This window comes from Paenibacillus amylolyticus, assembly GCF_001570725.1.
Taxonomy (GTDB): domain Bacteria; phylum Bacillota; class Bacilli; order Paenibacillales; family Paenibacillaceae; genus Paenibacillus; species Paenibacillus amylolyticus_A.
In genome coordinates, this window is sequence record NZ_BCNV01000001.1 from 3,063,331 (window position 1) to 3,079,619 (window position 16,289).

Consider the following 16,289-nt stretch of genomic DNA (forward strand, 5'->3'; position numbering starts at 1 on the left):
CGCATAAAATGAAACGGCCTTGATCCGATGGATCAAGGCTGTTTCTCTGTGATTGCTTTTTCCGCGGGCACTCTTAACGTGATGATATGCATCTCCGCAGGACAACCTAGTCGGAGAGGAAGATGATTGGTACCGTATCCTCTGCTAACCAGCATTTTGCCTTGTTGGTAAACGTCCTCCGGATTGCGCTTCAGGGAATACCACCCATTCGAAATGGGACGATATGCTTTGCTCAGGAACACAGGTCCGAAAAAAGGTACTACCAATTGTCCGCCATGTGTATGGCCGCTCAAGATAAGATCTGCATTTTGCTCCAAGCGAAGGGCCTGTAAAGGATCATGAACGATGGCTAATTTGCAAAAATGGTCGCCGACCTGCTCTAACAATACATCTCCCTGTTTGGAACGATAGTCTATACCGATCAGGCTCACTCTGTCGTTGCCCCTACTCAGATATTCCACGTTATCCTGCAGGAGCTGAACGCCCGATTCCCGAAGGATTCGAGCAAGATTAGCGGTACCAGCCCTCTTATCGTGGTTCCCATACACGGTAAAAGAAGGAGCAATGTTCGATAAGAGTTTCATATTATGTCTAACTATGGACCATGAGATTCCTTTTTCCGCAACGTCCCCACCGATCAGAACCCAGTCCACCTTGTTTCTTAAATTTTCCAGATCCTTCTGTTTCAGCTTGCGCTTGTGCGTATCGGATACATACAAAATCATAGCCCCGTCAAAGGATGGTGGCAGATGAGGAACTTCAACCTCTTCTTCAATCACTTGATGAACATGGGCTTCACGCCACATATGAAAAAATAGTACAACTCCCATCAAAATGATTAAACCTGCGATAAATAGTATTACCACGGCAATGGAAGGAACGTATTCAGAGCGGGTGCCCCTTTTACCCCCCACCAAACCAGACTAATCGTTAACATGACAAAAATAAAAATGAGTGAATTGACAAACCTCTTGCTCAATTTTAACCGACGTGAAGGATGTAATTCTGTCCGTGTAGGAAGCGAACCCGCTTCGGGGATCGATTCTTCCGTTGTTTTTGGCGTTTTTTTGGAGCGTGATGGTGCTCTTTGTGGTAATACCGGACTTTCCAGCGTTTCTGTATAGGGCTTGCGCTGTGATCTAGGTATGGAAACGGAAGTTATTGGTGTAATTCCCCCAACTTCAGCTGCCGCTGCCGTTTCAGCAACCAGGCTTACTTGAGAAGCCACCTGACGCTCGGATGTCTCTTTTTTATCCGATTGACGATGGCGCTGACTGCCATATGTCTTCATTCTGCTTAATGGCTGATTCATGATCCCCTCCGAAAACGTATCGCTAATCCGGACACCAAATCAATTATAAAGTGACATAATATAGGCGCCCATAATGTGCCGGATTGCATGTAAATCCAACCCAATCCATAACTTGAGACAAACACCCATCCTGTTGGAATCCAGTGCCGCAAATAACGAATGTGGATAACTGCAAATAAAATACTTGTCCAGTAAGGACCGATGGCATGTTGAATGGCTCCACGGAATAATAATTCCTCACATACAGCAACAATGGCTGCTATACATACAATGTGCCAGATCGGACGCCCACGGAACAACATCTCATTAATTCCACCGTCATCCATGCTTTCCTGAGGTATAACATACGACAGTACCAAGTCCATAACAAGCATTACGCCAGCAAGACCAAGACCCCACCATATAAATTGGTAATTGTCGGGCCATGCGAGTACATCTAACAAGTTTCGTTTCTGCAATAAAATCCATACAACCCCGATTATCAGTGTCAGACCTTGTGTAAAGTATAAATTGATTAAAAGCAAACGCTCGGTAAGCTGCTGTGGCTCAGCCTTCTGAATCTTGAACTTGGGAAACTTGAATTTTTTCATCGGATGCGTCTGTCCTCTTGAGTTAAATTTGATGGATAACAATTACGTTGTCCAATCGGATAGTATACTAAATGATAGCCAAAAAACCAAATAGGTTCAAGGCCTGCCCGAAGTCCCGGTTTTGAGTCAATGCCATTACTTCATTAAAGCAATAAAATCCGGTTCACCAAACAGCATATATTCCATCTCGTTAAGGTATGTACAGTAACTGTTAGATGGCTTATAGTCACTTTGACTATGTCTGAATCGAAAGACATCTGCAATCCAATTTAAAACATTTAAGCCTATTGACATGCTCATGTCAGCCATGATACATTATGAAAAAATTAGTCACGTTAAACACGATGATGGAAAAAAGATGTTGCTTCGTCTTCCAGAGAGCCGATGGTAGGTGTGAATCGGTGGCAGGCAAATGGTCTTGAGCGCTCCTGAGTTATTGCATTGAAATTGGAGTAGGTGCAATCGGTTTAGACCCGTTATCCTCTTCGGTCTTCATTGACCGCTAAGACTGTCGTTGCGAAACGGCGGTGAATTAGGGTGGTACCACGACAACTCTCGTCCCTTATTGCGCAAGCAGTATGTGGATTGAGAGTTTTTTGATTTATTTTAATGGATATCTGTGGGATCACTCTATTTGCTTCACCTTCCCCCTCTGCTGCGACACCGCGTTGTTGGGCGGAAGAATCAACCTGGTTTTAAGGAATACCTCTTCGCTGAGGTCAGACCTTGACGATAAAGATACACATACCTAAGGAGGAAGAAACCATGTACAAAGTGTTAGTGTCGGACCCAATCAGTGATCTGGGGATCCAGCAACTGGTGGATGCAAATGATGTTGTTGTTGAGAAGAAAACCGGTCTTAGTGAAGATGAACTTGTTGCCATTATTGGTGATTATGATGCCCTTTTGGTTCGCAGCCAGACTCGTGTTACAGATCGTATTATGACGGCTGGTACCAACCTTAAGGTGATCGGACGTGCAGGTGTTGGTGTAGATAACATTGATCTGGAAGCTGCTACACAGCGTGGTATCATCGTTATTAACGCACCTGACGGCAATACCATCACAACCTGTGAGCACACGTTTGCCATGATGATGGCACTGGCGCGTCACATTCCTCAGGCATACGCCAAAACCATTCAAGGTACGTGGGATCGTAAAACCTTCCTGGGTGTGGAATTAAGAAATAAAACGCTGGGTGTACTGGGCATGGGACGGATCGGTAGTGAAGTTGCCAAGCGCGCCAAAGCATTCGGAATGGATATTCTTGCTTACGACCCGTTCCTCACGGAGGAGCGTGCAGAGAAGCTGCAAGTGAAGCTGGCTAGTGTAGATGATATCATTCGCAATGCGGACTTCATGACCGTTCACACGCCATTAACACCGGAAACACGGCACATGATTTCCCGTCCACAATTTGAAGTTATGAAAAAAGGCATGCGGATCATCAACTGTGCCCGTGGTGGTGTAGTTGACGAGATGGCACTTGTGGAAGCCATTGACGAAGGCATTGTTGCCGGAGCAGCATTTGATGTATTTGAAAGTGAACCACCTGCTCAGGACCACCCGTTCCTGAATCACCCTAGCATTATCGTTACACCTCACCTTGGTGCATCCACTGTCGAGGCACAAGAAAACGTAGCGATCGACGTATCCGAACAAGTTCTTCACATTCTGCGCAATGAACCATTCAAGAACGCAGTTAACATGCCGGCAGTTGCACCAACTGTAATGAACAAATTGCAGCCTTATTTCAAACTGGGTGAAACACTGGGTAGTTTTGCAGCACAGATTACACAAAATGCAGTGCAGGAGATTCGGATCGATTACGCTGGTGACCTTTCTGAAGTAGATACGTCTCCTCTCACTCGTTACATTGTGAAGGGTATTCTGGCAAGACATTTGGGCGGGGAAGCCAATATCGTCAACTCCATGCATTTGGCCAAAATCCGTGATCTGAATGTGGTTGTAAGCCAAACCTCTGCAACTAAAGGATTTACTAACCTGATTACCGTAACCTTGGTGACGACTCAGGACGCTGAAGAACGCCGTGTAGCGGGTACATTGCTTGCAGGTTATGGAGAGCGTATTGTTCGCCTGGACAAATTCCCGGTAGATATCGCTCCGGAAAGTCATCAAATCTTGATCTCACATAACGATAAACCAGGTATTATCGGACGTGTAGGAACTCTGCTTGGACAAAATGAGGTCAACATCGCATCCATGCAAGTGGGTCGGAAAATCATTGGTGGTGCTGCCATCATGATCCTGACCGTGGATAAAGCCGTTCCCAAAGATGTTCTTGTTCAGCTCGCTGCCCTTCCAGAAATTAATACAGCCGTTGAAATCGTGTTGGAATAGTTGCTTATCATTCAGTAAAATTCAAAAGAGACGAACCCCAAAGGGTCCGTCTCTTTTTTTCGTAGTTAGCTCAAGCGGATAATGTTGAGTGTCGCACCTGGTGGTGATAGAACAGCTGTGGCCACTAGGCCGAACAATTGAAGCTGAATGGTCGAACCCGCTGTGGCAGTGATAATAAAGTCGGTTGCCAATTGGCTTAAAGAGAGCACTGGTGAGATTACACTCGCCGGTACTACAGCTCCATTAAGCAATATCCGTGATTGTACGGCGAGTGCTGCTGTCAGATTAACTTTGTAACTGATGTAGTATCTGCCTGCTGTAGCAAGAGTGAAGGTATCATTCCCTCCATTTACCGTAATACCTGTTCCAATATTCTGGTTTGCAGGAAGAGCAACGACTGTTCCGCCCAAAATAACAAGGATGGTACCATTCGTATTCTCAGCGTACGAAGAAGCTGCAGTGACCGACGTTCCTGTCACACCCGTTGCACCGGTACTTCCCGTTATGCCCACACCGGTTGCTCCTGTTATACCTGTGGCTCCTGTTCCTCCAGTCGCGCCAGTTTCTCCCGTGCTTCCGGTTACACCGACTCCGGTTGCCCCTGTTATACCTGTAGCTCCTGTTCCTCCAGTCGCGCCAGTTGCTCCCGTACTTCCGGTTACGCCGACTCCAGTTGCCCCTGTTAGACCTGTGGCTCCCGTTCCTCCAGTCGCGCCAGTTGCTCCCGTACTTCCGGTTACGCCGACTCCAGTTGCCCCTGTTAGACCTGTGGCTCCCGTTCCTCCAGTCGCGCCAGTTGCTCCCGTACTTCCGGTTACGCCGACTCCGGTTGCCCCTGTTAGACCTGTAGCTCCTGTTCCTCCAGTCCCACCAGTTGCTCCCGTACTTCCGGTTACGCCGACTCCGGTTGCCCCTGTTAGACCTGTGGTTCCTGTTAAGCCTGCAATACCAGTTGCTCCTGTTTCACCAGTTACACCTGTTGCACCCGTGATTCCGGTTACGCCGACTCCCGTGGCTCCTGTAATACCAGTCGCCCCAGTCAATCCGGTGACGCCAGTCGCTCCTGTTCCTCCAGTTGCTCCTGTTGTTCCCGTACTACCTGTTACGCTTACTCCTGTGGCTCCTGTAATACCAGTCGCCCCAGTCAATCCGGTGACGCCAGTCGCTCCTGTTCCTCCAGTTGCTCCTGTTGTTCCCGTACTACCTGTTACGCTTACTCCTGTGGCTCCTGTAATACCAGTCGCCCCAGTCAATCCGGTGACGCCTGTTACTCCGGTTTCACCTGTTGCTCCTGTTGTTCCCGTGACGCCTGTTACACTTACTCCTGTGGCTCCCGTTACCCCAGTCGACCCAGTTAATCCGGTGACGCCAGTCGTTCCGGTTCCTCCAGTTGCTCCTGTTGTTCCCGTACTACCTGTTACGCTTACTCCGGTGGCTCCTGTAATACCAGTCGCCCCTGTCAATCCGGTGACGCCTGTTACTCCGGTTTCACCTGTTGCTCCTGTTGTTCCCGTGACGCCTGTTACACTTACTCCTGTGGCTCCCGTTAACCCAGTCGCCCCAGTTAATCCGGTGACGCCAGTCGTTCCGGTTCCTCCAGTTGCTCCTGTTGTTCCCGTACTACCTGTTACGCTAACTCCGGTGGCTCCCGTTACCCCAATCGCCCCTGTCAATCCCGTGACGCCAGTTGCTCCGGTTTCACCAGTACTGCCTGTTGCCCCAGCTCCGGTTGCACCCGTAACACCTGTTGCTCCTGAACCTGCGATCAACGTGTAATCCGGTGATGTTCCCGGCGTTCCCGTTGGTGATGCCACATTCGCAATATACGTACTACCGTTGAACGTCACGACTTGACCCGCTGGATACGTCGGAGCTACGGCTGGATCGAATGGGACAACTCCAGCTAATCCTACGCCCGTTGCTCCAGTTACCCCAGATGCACCTGTAACTCCTGTACTTCCCGTTACTCCAACTCCGGTTGCGCCCGTAACACCCGTCGCTCCTGCTCCTGCGATCAACGTATAGTCTGGTGACGTGCCCGGTGTGCCCGTTGGCGATGCCACATTGGCAATATACGTACTACCGTTGAACGTTACGACTTGACCCGCTGGATACGTCGGAGCTACAGCTGGATCGAACGGCACAACTCCCGTGAGTCCTGCACCTGTTACACCCGTTGCTCCAGTACTTCCTGTCACTCCAACTCCCGTTGCACCCGTCACACCCGTCGTTCCTGCACCCGCAATTAATGTGTAATCCGGCGAGGTACCTGGTGTTCCCGTCGGAGAAGCCACATTCGCAATATACGTACTACCATTAAACGTCACGACTTGACCCGCTGGATACGTTGGAGCTACGGCTGGATCAAACGGTACAACTCCAGCTAATCCTACGCCCGTTGCTCCAGTTACGCCGGATACACCTGTAACTCCTGTACTTCCTGTTACTCCAACTCCGGTTGCGCCCGTAACACCCGTCGCTCCTGCTCCTGCAATCAACGTATAGTCGGGTGACGTGCCCGGTGTGCCCGTTGGCGATGCCACATTGGCAATATACGTACTACCGTTGAACGTTACGACCTGACCCGCTGGATACGTTGGTGCTACAGCTGGATCGAACGGCACAACTCCCGTGAGTCCTGCACCTGTTACACCCGTTGCTCCAGTACTTCCTGTCACTCCAACTCCCGTTGCACCCGTCACACCCGTCGTTCCTGCACCCGCAATTAATGTGTAATCCGGCGAGGTACCTGGTGTTCCCGTCGGAGAAGCCACATTCGCAATATACGTACTGCCATTAAACGTCACGACTTGACCCGCTGGATACGTTGGAGCTACGGCTGGATCAAACGGTACAACTCCAGCTAATCCTACGCCCGTTGCTCCAGTTACGCCGGATACACCTGTAACTCCTGTACTTCCTGTTACTCCAACTCCGGTTGCGCCCGTAACACCCGTCGCTCCTGCTCCTGCAATTAACGTATAGTCGGGTGACGTGCCCGGCGTTCCCGTTGGCGATGCCACATTGGCTATATACGTACTACCGTTGAACGTTACGACTTGACCCGCTGGATACGTCGGAGCTACAGCTGGATCAAACGGTACAACTCCTGTTAAACCCGCACCAGTTACGCCCGTTGCCCCTGTTACGCCAGGTGTTCCTGTCGCCCCCGTACTTCCCGTTATTCCAACTCCGGTTGCTCCCGTGACACCTGTTGCTCCTGCTCCAGCTATCAACGTGTAATCCGGCGAAGTTCCCGGCGTTCCCGTAGGTGATGCCACATTCGCAATATACGTACTTCCGTTGAACGTTACGACTTGACCCGCTGGATATGTCGGGGCTACGGCTGGATCGAATGGTACAATGCCACTTAAACCTACGCCTGTCGCTCCAGTTGCACCTGACGCCCCTGTGGCTCCTGTAGATCCTGCACCTGCAAGCAACGTGTAGTCCGGCGAGGTGCCCGGCGTTCCCGTTGGCGATGCCACATTGGTAATATACGTGCTCCCATTAAAGGTAACGACCTGACCTGCTGGATACGTTGGAGCTACTGCCGGGTCAAACGGCACAACACCATTTAAGCCGATGCCTGTGGCTCCTGTAACTCCCGTTGCTCCTGCTCCAGCTATCAACGTGTAATCCGGTGACGTGCCCGGCGTTCCCGTTGGTGATGCCACATTCGAAATATACGTACTGCCGTTGAACGTTACGACTTGACCCGCTGGATACGTTGGTGCCACGGCTGGATCGAATGGCACTATGCCAGTTAGACCTACGCCTGTCGCTCCCGTTGCACCTGACGCCCCTGTGGCTCCTGTAGGTCCTGCACCTGCAAGCAACGTGTAGTCCGGCGAGGTGCCCGGCGTTCCCGTTGGCGATGCCACATTGGTAATATACGTGCTTCCATTTAAGGTTACGACCTGACCCGCTGGATACGTTGGAGCTACTGCCGGGTCAAACGGCACAACACCATTTAAGCCGATGCCTGTGGCTCCTGTAACTCCCGTTGCTCCCGCTCCGGCAAGCAACGTGTAATCCGGTGATGTGCCTGGTGTACCTGCTGGCGATGCTACATTCGCAATATACGTACTACCGTTGAACGTTACGACCTGACCCGCTGGATACGTTGGTGCCACGGCTGGATCAAATGGCACAATACCTGTCAAACCTGAACCAGTTGCTCCAGTGCTTCCCGTAACCCCTACTCCGGTTGGCCCAGTGACACCCGTGGCTCCTGCACCAGCAAGTAATGTATAATCCGGTGATGTACCCGGCGTTCCCGTTGGTGATGCTACATTCGTTATATATGTGCTTCCATTAAACGTTACAACCTGACCCGCTGGATACGTTGGAGCTACGGCAGGATCGAATGGCACTATGCCTGTCAATCCTGCACCAGTTGCTCCCGTTACACCCGATGCCCCTGTGGCTCCTGTAGGTCCTGCACCCGCAAGCAATGTGTAGTCTGGCGAGGTGCCAGGTGTTCCTGTAGGTGAAGCCACATTGGTTATATACGTACTACCGTTAAAAGTCACAACCTGCCCCGCTGGATACGTTGGAGCTACTGCAGGGTCAAACGGAACTGCACCGTTTAGGCCTATGCCTGTAGCTCCAGTCGCACCTGTAACACCCGATCCTGCCAGTAAAGTATAGTCTGGCGAACTGCCTGGCGTACCTGTTGGCGATGCGACATTCGTAATGTAGGTACTGCCACCAAACGTGACGATCTGGCCCGCCGGATAGGTTGGTGCTAAAGCCGGATCGAACGGTACGATGCCACTTAATCCTACACCTGTGGCTCCTGTTGCACCGGTCGTTCCTGCACCCGTGGCTCCCGCAGCCGCAATTAGTGTGTAGTCCGGTGAGCTTCCTGGAACTCCTACAGGACTTGCAACATTCGTAATATACGTACTACCATTAAAGGTAACGACCTGACCGGCTGGATATGTTGGGGACTGAGCTGGATCAAAAGAAGTTAATCCAGTTAATCCTACACCCGTTGCACCTGTGGCCCCCGCAGCCGCAATTAATGTGTAATCCGATGAAGCACCCGGTGTTCCTAATGGACCAGCTACACTTGTAATGTACGTACTACCGTTATACGTGATTACCTGACCTGCAGGATAACCCGGCGCAAGCGCTGGATCAAATGCTAAGGCTCCAGTCAAACCAGCTCCGGTTGCCCCCGTTGCTCCAGTCGTTCCACCCGACAACAAAAGAGTGTAGTCCGGGGAACTTCCGGGTGTACCTAAGGGACCGTTTACATTGGCAACATAAAGACTGCCCTCATAGCTAACAACCTGCCCCTGAGCATATGTCGGTCCAAGTGCAGGATCATATTCAGTAATATTGTTCAAACCCACACCAGGTGCTCCTGCAGGACCCTGCGCTCCCTGTGGGCCAACTGGCCCCACTGGTCCTACGGGTCCAATTCCTCCTGCTGGTCCCGCAGGCCCTTTCACCCCAGGGACGCCTGGTACACCCGGTACGCCCGGAACTCCTGGTACACCTGGAACTCCTGGTACACCCGGTGGGCCAGCGGGTCCAGTAATGCCCCCGGTTCCGAAAGTCGTCGTTGCCCGACTTAAGGACACAGATATCGAACGGATTAATCCTACAAGTTTATCTTTTTCTGCAGGCGGCACTTCCAGAAGTAACGTCACACTCAACAAGTCATCCAGTAAGTTTTGCAAGTTACCTGCAAGATTAATTAGAGGAACAGGGACAATCTCTGAGCCTGCAATGGTTAATTCCAATACAGCTTGCAATTCTGCTTTTACTCCTGCACGAAATCCGGAATGATTTACAAAAGTAAGCAACTGGCGCAGTCCATTCTGCAATGCCAGTACATTCGCTGAAGTCGGTTGACTAATTGCAGCGGGAATAGTCACAGCCAGAGAATGAAGTATGGATTCAAACTTCTCCAGTTCACTTGATGTTATGGGGATAAATGGAGAGCCTGCTCTGAAAGATCTGCCTTCCAGAAACGCTTTAATATTGACCCTTTTTCGTTCATCGGACATGCTTAACTCAATCCTCCTCTAACTTGCTTGTTTTTCAAGCTTATGTAACATAGAGAGGAAAATTATCTTGGACACTCTTTTTAAGCAAGATAAAAACGATGGTTCATGTTCCACGTTGAACAAGATTAAACGGTACTCTTCAACAAAAAAACACCCTACATAAGAGGGTGTTCTCGCACTTTTTGTATGAAATCGGGCTATTTCGATGAATCCACAGGAAATTGTAAAATAAACTCCGTACCTTCGCCAAGTACACTATTCACATTAATGATGCCTTGATGGGCATCTACAATATTTTTCACAATGGCTAAACCGAGTCCTGTACCTACACTTTCACCCCGAACACGTGCCTTGTCAGCTTTGTAGAAGCGTTCGAAAATAAAAGGTAAGTCAGACGAGGGGATACCTACACCCTGATCCTTCACAGATACCCTGGCGAACGGAGCGCGAAGATGCGTGACCAGCTCGGCAGAAATCATTACATTTTTGCCAGTAGGCGTATGCCTGAATGCATTGTCCAGCAAATTCGTAAATACCTGCTCCAGTCGATCCTCATCTGCCTGTTGAAGTTCAATGGTTGGCTGTTTGCATTCAAACTGCAGTTGGATTCCCTGTTCTTTCGAGCGCACCGAGAACTTTCGATATACCCGTTCCAGCAGTTCTCCGAGGTCAACTTCCTTCATCACCATGTCCGTGTGTCCAGCTTCCATCCGGGCAAGATCAAGCAGGTCTTTAACCAGTCTGCCCATCCGCAGAGACTCATCATGAATCACCTGAATGAGTTCTTCACTCTCCTCAGGAGAGGTTGCCATGCCGTCCAGAAGCGCTTCACTGTAGCCTTGCATCATGGATAACGGGGTTCGTATCTCATGAGATACGTTAGCCACGAAATCACGCCGCATCTTCTCCAGCCGTACTTCTTCTGTTACGTCTCTCAAGACAGCCACAGCGCCTCTGACAACACTGTCAGCATACAACGGTGCCATCTGAACAGACCACACACCTTGCTGTACATGAACATTGGAGCTCTGATCCCCGCCTTGCTCCATCACCAGTCTGAACAAAGGAAGGAGAGGTTCTGGTACATCACGTGATGACTTGCCAGAATGCTCGGTATCTTGTCCTTCATCCATCTGTGCCCAATCCAGATCATACCAAGCCTGCATGACCTTCTCTCCTGGCGGATTCGTCAGGATAACTTTACCTTCACCATCAAAAGTAACCACCGCATCTGTCATGCTTCGGAGCACACTCGCTAAATGTTCTTTCTCATGGTTAAGGTTGCGTATGTTATCTTCCAGTTGGGCAGCCATATGATTAAATGTGTTGGCAAGTTCACCAATCTCATCACTTGTTACCAGGGAGAGTCGTGTTCCATAATTCCCTTTGCGAATCGCATTGGCTGCCTGAATCAATTGCTGCATGGGCTGTGTAATTTTGGTGAATAGAAACAATGCAAAAAAAGTCGTTAAACTGAATCCGATAATACAGATATAGGTAAAGAGCCGTTTAATATCTCTCGATTCGGATTCTGCAAAGTTCGTATCAATGTAGGGCAGCAAAAAAAGACCCAGCGCTATAAGTACACAACCCACAAGGCAGATAATAGTGATCCATAACTTCCCGACCAGCGATCTCCAGAAATTAAAACTATTTCGGTACTTCCAGTTTATAACCCACACCCCACACCGTCGTAATCATGGCCGCCGATTCAGGCGATACCTTGTTAAGTTTCTCGCGAAGACGCTTCACGTGCGTATCCACGGTACGAAGATCGCCAAAGAATTCGTAATTCCATACATCTTTGAGCAGTTCTTCTCTGGAGAAAACTTTGTCTGGAGATGTTGCCAGATAGTGTAGCAATTCATATTCTTTTGGTGTAAGACTGATCTCTTCACCGCCAGCGGTTACCCTGTGGGCATCATGCTCAATAACCAGATGCGGGAACACAATGTTGTTACTCGAATTACTCTCCTTGGAGAGATATGCCGTTGCAGAAGATCGACGCAAAATCGCTTTTACGCGATAAATCACTTCACGCGGGCTGAATGGTTTTACTACATAGTCATCAGCGCCAACTTCGAAGCCCTGAACCCGGTTAATCTCTTCCCCTTTTGCAGTAAGCATCAAAACCGGCGTTGATTTCACCTGACGAAGACGGGTACATACTTCAACGCCATCCATACCCGGCAACATCACATCAAGCAAAATTAGTCCGTAGTCACCTGCTGTTGCTTTACGCAGCGCAGTTTCTCCATCCTCGGCTTCATCAATTTCATAACCTTCTTTTTCAAGATACATTTTCAAAAGCCTGCGGATTCTCTCTTCGTCATCCACGACCAGTATTCGATTCTCATGTTCAGCCATGCCTCTCCAGCCCCTTTGCAATAACTCCTCATCACTTCTATTATGTTCGATCTGGCGAACAATATTTGAATACCCTTCAATAAAAAGGTACATTTGTGTTTCCCGCTTCTAAACCAACCTTTGCAATACGAGTTGTCCTAGTCCGCTCCAGCGTAAGAATGTAATCCGGCAATGATCAGATTCACTCCAACCAGCGTAAACATAACGACCAGGAAGCCAAGAACTGCAAGCCATGCAGACTTTTGACCTTGCCAACCTCTGGATAAACGCAAATGCAGATACACACTATAATATAGCCATGTGATTAATGCCCACACCTCTTTGGGGTCCCAGCCCCAAAAGCGACTCCAGGCAATCTGAGCCCAGATCATGGCAAAGATTAATGCTCCCAGCGTAAATATCGGAAAACCAATGGCAATCGCGCGATAACTAATCTCATCCAAATCATCGGCATCGATTCCATCCATCATCGGCTGTAACGCTTGTCCAAGTGGTCTACGCACAAGAAGTCGTACAATTCCATACAGGATCAGACCTACAATAAGTGACCAAACCACCGTATTCAGCTTGCGCCCGGCATTTACCCCGTTCATCCAGGAAGGCGTCTCAAGTAAAGGTTTTTTCATGCCAAGAAACGGTGTCATGCTCTCCACTTCGCTATTATATGGTGCAAAAATCGGAGGCATGCGATAAATCACTTTCTCTATTGTACTATTTTCCTGTACCTCTGTGTCAATGCTGACCGTTTTCTGTACAAAAACCGTCTCGTAACCAGCGGCACGAAAGGCAAATACCGTTCCGATAAATCCGATGACTACGACAATGGTAATCAGCGTGAATTCAACCCATCCCCGTTGGCGTCTTGAAGACTTGTCTTTCCCACTGAAATCAACGGTACGTAGCAAATACATGAATCCTGCAGCAAAACCTACGGCGAAGAACGCTTCACCAAGCGCGGCCAACGTCACGTGAATTTTCAGCCAGATGGACTGAAGTGCCGGGATTAATGGTTGTACCTCCTGGGGAAATACAGCGGCATACGCCATAATAATGATGGTAAGTGGTAAGGCAAACAAACCAAGTAATGACTTGCGGTATATGGCATAAACAACAATAAATGCAACCATGATCATCATGGAGAGAAAAGACATGAACTCGTACATGTTACTAACCGGGATATGACCTGCCCCAGCCCATCGGGTTACAAAAAATACGATATGCGCCGCCAAAGCGACAGTAGAAGCAATAAAAGCTCTTTTACCCCAGCGATTCATATGGTCCAAAGGATCACGATTACTCCATTTTTTGCCCATTACCGCGACAGCATATAACAAGAATGCAGCACAATAGAGAAAGAAAGCTACGATAAATGCGTCGCTGCTGAAATCCAATAAACTCATGCTTGGTTCCCCCCGTTATCCAACGACTTCTCTTCCACTTCCAGATTCATCTGTTTCAACACTGCTGCAACTTCACGCCTGAAGCCAAACCAGTTTTTGTTGGTATGTCCACCCAAGGTAAGCTGTTTATCATCAAAACGAATCCAGATGCGGCGATGATGCCAATAAAAACCCATGATCAGACCCAACATGACAATACCGGCTCCTACCCATACAAAAGGCATTGCCTTATCCACTCGTATATTGAGATAACTTACGGACTGAATAATATCGACTTTGTCCATGCTGTCTACTTCCAGTTGTAAAGGAATCTCTGTTCCAATCAGCTGTTCGTTAATCGCATCCTGTTGAAACCTTTGTTTATCAATCTGCTTCGCAAAATAAAGATATTGTATCCCCTCTTCAGGCAGATCCGGTCCTTTGATGAGAAAGAGAAAAGCAGGTGCATTAGGTGAAGGCGATTTTGATTTGGGCTGACCATTCTCATCCAACCCAAAATCCATAAACTTCTCTTTCACCGTCAGATGATAAGGTCCTGCTTCAAAAGTTCTTTGGGTATCTACCATATCGATTTTAATTGCACCGTATACTTCACCCGTCTTGGTATTGACCAGATCAGGTGTTACGGACCGAATGGTGGGTGTCAGATCATAATCAAACTGATAGGCTTTCAGACCGTTATAATTCAATGGATGATTCACCCGTACATCATGCCTCGCTACCTCAGCTAACTGAGGTTTCTTCGAGAGATCTGAACAATCCGCTGTACATTCATACAAAACAACTTTCGTTTCAAACAGTTTTGGAACGGTCTTATTCAGGTTACGGAATTGCTCTGGTACTTCTTCCTCGCTGTAGAATTCAACATTAAACTGTTCATTTTGCAGATACATCGACGTATTCGGGATCTTTTTGATCTCACCTTCAGGAAAAGCGACATGCTCGTCCAGGTTCAGACCAGGAAGTCCTCGTGCGAGCACCGCCAGCAAAAATATAATGAGTCCGATATGAATAACATATGGGCCCCATCGACTGAATCGCTGTTTCTCGGCTAGTAATGCATCACCCTGCGTGTGCACACGGTACCCTTTCTTTTTCAGCGGCGTAACCGCTTTCTTAATCCAGTCTTCTGGTGCCTCTTCAATGGAACCTTGGTACACCAGACGCTGTCTTGTCAAAAATTGCGTATGTTTGCGTATTCTCTGTTTATTCAGTGCTTTATAGAGCGGTAAGACGCGATCCAGACTGCATATCACCAATGATGCACCAATCAGCACCAGCAGTAGAATAAACCACCAGGATTCGTATGTATGGGATAGACCCAACAGATAATAAATGTGACCCAACTGACCGTATGTTTCTTTGTAATACACGGAAGGATCAATATTCAAGAATGTACTTTCTTGCGGATAGATCGTGCCAAGCATAGAGCCTACAAGCGTAAAGACAATCATATAGACGGCAATTTTGACGGATGAAAAAAAGTTCCATATGCGGTCAATGATATTGGGATTACTCCGCTGTGAACGGCGCGCCATGCCATCATAGCGCATTTCAAGCACTTCATCCGATTTAGCTTCTGCCTCCAGCAGCGGTTTCCCACATGCTTCACATAGCACAGTGCCTACCGGATTCTGGTGTCCACACTCACATTTGGTATTTTGGAACACGAATAGACCTCCTGTCAGGGCTGCTTCGCCAGTTGCGAAATTTGAGCGTCAAGTGTGTCCAAATCAAGTTGCCCGATATGAATGGTAGAGATTTTGCCCGTGTCGGATACAAAGAATGTCGTTGGCATCGGAGAGATCCCGAAATCACGAACCGAGTTTTTCTCCCGGTCCAGCATGATTGGAAACGTAACTCCAACCTGCCGTACAAAATTATCCACGGTCATCTGATCTTCCCCAACATTAATCCCCACAAATTGCACTCCTTGGTCCTTCCATTTGTCAGCTTGCGCCTGAAGTGCAGGCATTTCTTTAACACAAGGTTCACACCAGGTGCCCCAGAAATTGATCACCATGGCTTTTCCTTTGTACTCATCAGACGTATGAACTTGACCATCCAGGCCCAGCAGTTCAAAAGAAGGAGACTTGTCCCCTTCCTTTGGTTTGCCATTCGAGCCGGATACCGATGTGGTAATCGCATATCCGCCCAACACCAGGATCAATAACAAAATGACGATTTGCACCGTTCTTCTTGATTTCCCCATGTGCTGCTCCCCTTTTAAGTGACT

10 protein-coding genes and 1 other annotated feature are annotated in these 16,289 nt (G+C 48.7%); of the genes, 1 reads left to right on the forward strand and 9 read right to left on the reverse strand.

Annotated features, from left to right (window positions below):
- Positions 1-32 precede the first annotated feature (32 nt).
- The 3 genes from PAHA3_RS13605 to PAHA3_RS13615 are packed head-to-tail and all read right to left on the reverse strand — an operon-like array spanning position 33 to position 1,902.
- Positions 33-866: a metallophosphoesterase gene (locus PAHA3_RS13605; protein WP_082762801.1), complete on the reverse strand. Its 834-nt coding sequence runs from the start codon at positions 864-866 to the stop codon at positions 33-35.
- Positions 860-1,312 carry a hypothetical protein gene (locus PAHA3_RS13610; protein ID WP_062835216.1) on the reverse strand — a complete coding sequence of 151 codons (453 nt, stop codon included), beginning with the start codon at positions 1,310-1,312 and terminating at the stop codon, positions 860-862. The genes PAHA3_RS13605 and PAHA3_RS13610 overlap by 7 nt, the downstream gene beginning before the upstream one ends.
- On the reverse strand, positions 1,309-1,902 hold the full coding sequence (locus PAHA3_RS13615; RefSeq protein ID WP_062835217.1) for a CPBP family intramembrane glutamic endopeptidase: 594 nt from the start codon (positions 1,900-1,902) through the stop codon (positions 1,309-1,311). Before PAHA3_RS13615 ends, PAHA3_RS13610 begins: the two co-directional genes overlap by 4 nt.
- 335 nt (positions 1,903-2,237) lie before the next feature.
- Positions 2,238-2,468, forward strand: a binding site (T-box leader).
- A gap of 199 nt (positions 2,469-2,667) precedes the next feature.
- Here PAHA3_RS13615 and serA point away from each other — a divergent pair.
- Complete coding sequence (serA, locus tag PAHA3_RS13620) at positions 2,668-4,263, forward strand: phosphoglycerate dehydrogenase (RefSeq protein WP_062835218.1); 1,596 nt, start codon at positions 2,668-2,670, stop codon at positions 4,261-4,263.
- A 65-nt stretch (positions 4,264-4,328) separates the two neighbouring features.
- Here serA and PAHA3_RS31145 read toward each other — a convergent pair whose 3' ends face one another.
- The 6 genes from PAHA3_RS31145 to PAHA3_RS13650 all read right to left on the reverse strand — a co-directional run bounded on the left by PAHA3_RS31145 (position 4,329) and on the right by PAHA3_RS13650 (position 16,265).
- The gene (locus PAHA3_RS31145; RefSeq protein WP_062835219.1) at positions 4,329-10,286 is read right to left on the reverse strand and encodes a BclA C-terminal domain-containing protein; all 5,958 of its coding nucleotides are present in this window, start codon (positions 10,284-10,286) and stop codon (positions 4,329-4,331) included.
- Positions 10,287-10,483: 197 nt separating this feature from the next.
- Positions 10,484-11,881: an ATP-binding protein gene (locus PAHA3_RS13630; RefSeq protein WP_235599439.1), complete on the reverse strand. Its 1,398-nt coding sequence runs from the start codon at positions 11,879-11,881 to the stop codon at positions 10,484-10,486.
- Between the two features lie 55 nt (positions 11,882-11,936).
- Entirely contained in the window at positions 11,937-12,653 is a 717-nt protein-coding gene (locus PAHA3_RS13635; protein ID WP_017687664.1) for a response regulator transcription factor, read from the reverse strand.
- Positions 12,654-12,790: 137 nt separating this feature from the next.
- Complete coding sequence (ccsA, locus tag PAHA3_RS13640) at positions 12,791-14,053, reverse strand: cytochrome c biogenesis protein CcsA (RefSeq protein ID WP_062835220.1); 1,263 nt, start codon at positions 14,051-14,053, stop codon at positions 12,791-12,793.
- On the reverse strand, positions 14,050-15,723 hold the full coding sequence (gene resB, locus PAHA3_RS13645) for a cytochrome c biogenesis protein ResB (protein ID WP_062835221.1): 1,674 nt from the start codon (positions 15,721-15,723) through the stop codon (positions 14,050-14,052). The genes ccsA and resB overlap by 4 nt, the downstream gene beginning before the upstream one ends.
- 14 nt (positions 15,724-15,737) lie before the next feature.
- Positions 15,738-16,265 carry a redoxin family protein gene (locus tag PAHA3_RS13650; protein ID WP_017687661.1) on the reverse strand — a complete coding sequence of 176 codons (528 nt, stop codon included), beginning with the start codon at positions 16,263-16,265 and terminating at the stop codon, positions 15,738-15,740.
- Positions 16,266-16,289: the final 24 nt, after the last annotated feature.

What these genes read in the sequence shown, in the direction of transcription:
- serA (WP_062835218.1), top strand. Translation starts at nt 2,668, where the DNA reads ATGTACAAAGTGTTAGTGTCGGACCCAATCAGTGATCTGGGGATCCAG.
- PAHA3_RS13650 (WP_017687661.1), bottom strand. Translation starts at nt 16,265, where the DNA reads ATGGGGAAATCAAGAAGAACGGTGCAAATCGTCATTTTGTTATTGATC.
- PAHA3_RS31145 (WP_062835219.1), bottom strand. Translation starts at nt 10,286, where the DNA reads ATGTCCGATGAACGAAAAAGGGTCAATATTAAAGCGTTTCTGGAAGGC.
- PAHA3_RS13610 (WP_062835216.1), bottom strand. Translation starts at nt 1,312, where the DNA reads ATGAATCAGCCATTAAGCAGAATGAAGACATATGGCAGTCAGCGCCAT.
- ccsA (WP_062835220.1), bottom strand. Translation starts at nt 14,053, where the DNA reads ATGAGTTTATTGGATTTCAGCAGCGACGCATTTATCGTAGCTTTCTTT.
- PAHA3_RS13635 (WP_017687664.1), bottom strand. Translation starts at nt 12,653, where the DNA reads ATGGCTGAACATGAGAATCGAATACTGGTCGTGGATGACGAAGAGAGA.
- PAHA3_RS13615 (WP_062835217.1), bottom strand. Translation starts at nt 1,902, where the DNA reads ATGAAAAAATTCAAGTTTCCCAAGTTCAAGATTCAGAAGGCTGAGCCA.